The 3,516-nt window shown below is 40.8% G+C and carries 1 protein-coding gene, 2 tRNA genes, 1 rRNA gene and 1 pseudogene; 4 read left to right on the plus strand and 1 reads right to left on the minus strand.

Going from position 1 to position 3,516, the window contains the following annotated elements; all coding sequences use genetic code 11:
* The first annotated feature begins 41 nt into the window (after positions 1-41).
* The 4 genes from rrf to recG all read left to right on the plus strand — a co-directional run bounded on the left by rrf (position 42) and on the right by recG (position 2,462).
* Positions 42-157, plus strand: a 5S ribosomal RNA gene (gene rrf, locus ODU45_RS09825).
* A gap of 4 nt (positions 158-161) precedes the next feature.
* Positions 162-234, plus strand: a tRNA-Asn gene (locus tag ODU45_RS09830).
* Positions 235-256: 22 nt separating this feature from the next.
* Positions 257-328 (plus strand) — tRNA-Glu (locus ODU45_RS09835).
* Positions 329-443: 115 nt separating this feature from the next.
* Positions 444-2,462, plus strand: a complete 2,019-nt coding sequence (gene recG, locus ODU45_RS09840; RefSeq protein ID WP_398581228.1) for an ATP-dependent DNA helicase RecG — start codon at positions 444-446, stop codon at positions 2,460-2,462.
* An 82-nt stretch (positions 2,463-2,544) separates the two neighbouring features.
* On the opposite strand, the pseudogene ODU45_RS09845 reads toward recG, so the two are convergent.
* Positions 2,545-3,516: pseudogene (locus ODU45_RS09845) on the minus strand (transposase); the annotation flags it as partial.

Raw genomic sequence — 3,516 nt, forward strand, 5'->3', positions numbered from 1 at the left:
AGAATATAGATATTCAATTTTGAGTTGACAAGACTCAGTAGTTAAGTGACGATAGCCTAGGAGATACACCTGTACCCATGCCGAACACAGCAGTTAAGCCCTAGAACGCCTGAAGTAGTTGGGGGTTACCCCCTGTTAGATACGGTAGTCGCTTAGCATATTCCGCCATAGCTCAGTTGGTAGAGCGCATGACTGTTAATCATGATGTCACAGGTTCGAGCCCTGTTGGCGGAGTAAAGAGAAATCTTTAGTATATGGTCCGTTGGTCAAGGGGTTAAGACACCGCCTTTTCACGGCGGTAACACGGGTTCGAATCCCGTACGGACTATATTGGGAGGCTGCTTAGGTCTCTTTTTTTGTTTTTTGAGGTAAATGGGCTTTAATTGGCTCCTTTTCTTTTCTTGTTGCTTTGTCTATTCATTGTTTGTTGATATAATAGAGACATGAAAAGATTATGTGATGAATTATCGGTTTTGCCAGGGATTGGTCCAAAATCGGCTGAAAAATTTTTAAAAATTAACATTCAGAATATTAATGATTTGCTGACTTACTATCCATTTAGATATGAAGATTTTGAGAGTAAGTCTATTTATGATTTGCAGGATGGTGAGAAGGCAGTGGTAGTTGGGGAGGTGGTATCTCCAGCTAATGTACAGTATTATGGTTACAAAAGAAATAGACTCCGTTTTTCAATGAAACAGGGTGAGGTTGTCTTAGCAGTTTCGTTTTTTAATCAGCCTTATTTAGCAGATAAGATTGTTTTGGGGCAGGATATTGCAGTTTGGGGAAAGTGGGATAAGGCTAAGGCAAGTTTGACAGGAATGAAAGTTTTGGCTCAAGTATCAGATGAGCTACAGCCTGTCTATCATGTGGCGCAAGGGATTTCGCAAGTAAATTTGGTTAAGGCAATTAAAACAGCTATTGATCAGGGATATTTGCATTTATTAGAGGAGAATTTACCATCAGCTTTACGAGAGCGCTATCGGTTAATGAATCGCCGAGAGGCGGTTTTTGCGATGCATTTTCCGACAAATTTAGAAGAGTATAGACAAGCTTTGCGACGTATGAAGTTTGAGGAATTATTTTATTTTCAATTACAGTTGCAAATGCTGAAAGCCAACAATCGTGATATTTCGAATGGTTTGAAGATTGCCTATGATGCTGATAGATTGGCTATGCAAATAAGACAATTGCCGTTTGTCTTAACGGATGCTCAGTCTGGGGCTTTGGCTGAAATACTATCAGATATGAAGTCCTATGGGCACATGAATCGTTTGTTACAAGGGGATGTTGGTTCAGGGAAGACAGTAGTTGCTGGATTGGCTATGTTTGCTGCTGTGACTGCGGGAATGCAGGCTGCAATTATGGTCCCGACAGAAATTTTGGCTGAGCAACACTTTGAGAGTTTGCGCCAGCTTTTTCCAGAACTTTCTATTGCTCTTTTGACAGGGGGAATGAAAGTTGCGGAGCGTCGTACTGCTTTAGAGGCGATTTCTAGTGGTCAGGTAGACATCATTGTAGGAACTCATGCTCTTATCCAGGAAAGTGTGACGTACCATAAGCTTGGTTTGGTTGTGACGGATGAGCAACATCGTTTTGGTGTTAAACAGCGCCGTCTGTTTCGTGAGAAGGGTGATAATCCGGATGTGCTTATGATGACTGCTACACCTATTCCTCGGACGTTAGCCATTACAGCTTTTGGAGATATGGATGTATCGATTATTAATCAGTTGCCTGCTGGTAGGAAGCCAATTATCACTCGCTGGGTCAAACATCAACAGCTACCCACGGTCTTAGATTGGTTGGAGCGGGAGTTAGAAGTGGGTGCTCAGGTTTATTTTATCTCTCCGCTGATTGAAGAATCTGAGGCTCTGGATTTAAAGAATGCTGTAGATCTGCAATCTGATTTACAGGCGCATTTTGGAGAGCAAGTTACAGTGGATTTGTTACACGGTAAGATGAAAAATGACGAGAAAGATGCCATCATGCAGGCTTTTAAGGAGCGAAAAACGAATATTTTGGTTTCTACCACTGTTATTGAAGTCGGAGTCAATGTGCCCAATGCAACGGTGATGGTTATTATGGATGCAGATCGTTTTGGTTTAAGCCAATTACATCAGTTGAGAGGGCGTGTAGGACGTGGTCATAAGCAGTCTTATGCAGTGTTAGTTGCTAATCCTAAAACAGAGTCTGGTAAGGAACGCATGAAAATTATGTCAGAGACGACAGATGGTTTTATTTTGGCTGAAGCTGACTTAAAAATGCGTGGGTCTGGAGAAATATTTGGAACTCGTCAATCAGGTTTGCCAGAATTTCAGGTTGCAAATATTATAGAGGACTATCCAATTTTAGAGGAAGCAAGACGAGTGGCTAGTCAGATTGTTAGCGTGGAAAATTGGCAGGAGGACCCTAATTGGTCGATTTTACTTGCTAATTTGAAAGATGGAGAGGAATTGGATTAGTCATATAAAAAAGGCCAACACACATGTGCTGGTCTTTTGACATATTGTGGCTCTTTGTCAACTGTAGTGGGTAGATGAAAAGCTAAGACCTAGAGAGGACGAACTTCGTTCTCTCTTTCTTTATGTTCAAAGCAATCAAAATGCGTTTTTTAAAGTTTTCATCTTCCTGAAACCAAAGGCATTTCTTTTAATGACTTTGATGAGATTATTGGTAGCTTCCAGTTTGGCGTTGGAATAAGGCAATTCCATGGCGTTTAAAACCTTGTCTTTATCCTTTAGAAATGTCTTAAATACCGTCTGGAAAATAGGATTAACAGTGGCCATTTCCTGTTCGATGAGACTGAAGAAATGATCTGAATTTTTCTCTTGGAAATGGAACAAGAGAAATTGATAGAGTTCATAGTGCCGTCTGAGTTCATCTGAGTAGGATAGGAGTTTTTCTAGAATTTCCTTGTTGGTTAAATGCATCCGAAACATAGGGCGATAAAATCGTTTATCGCTGAGTTTACGACTATCCTGTTGAATCAATTTCCAGTAGCGTTTCAAAGCTCGGTATTCCTGCGATGTTCTGTCGAATTGATTCATAATTTGAATACGGACACGGTTCATAGCACGACTAAGGTGTTGCACGATATGAAAGCGGTCGAGTACAATTTTTGCATTCGGGAGTGAAACAGTCTGGGAATAGACTGTTTCAGCCTGAGCTTAGAAATTGGAGAGCGAAGGGTTTAGCCAATTTGTAGTATGGACTAAACATATCCATAGTAATCACTTTGACGAGATTTCTAACCTTTCTAGGATAGCGTAGAAAGTGGTTACGGATGGTTGTTTGAGTTATTCCGTCCAGAATAGCAATGACGTTTAGGGAGTTGAAATCTTGAGCGATAAAGCTCATCTTCCCTTTCTTAAAGGCATACTCATCCCAGTTCAACACCTCAGGTAAGGTGTTCCAATCTGTTTCAAACTTGAACTCATTGAGCTTTCTGATAACTGATGATGTTGAGATGGATAGCCTGTGTGCAATATGTGTCATTGCTTGATTTTCGATGAGTAA

The sequence above is a fragment of the Streptococcus sp. 2022WUSS135 genome, from assembly GCF_044427045.1.
GTDB lineage: Bacteria > Bacillota > Bacilli > Lactobacillales > Streptococcaceae > Streptococcus > Streptococcus hashimotonensis.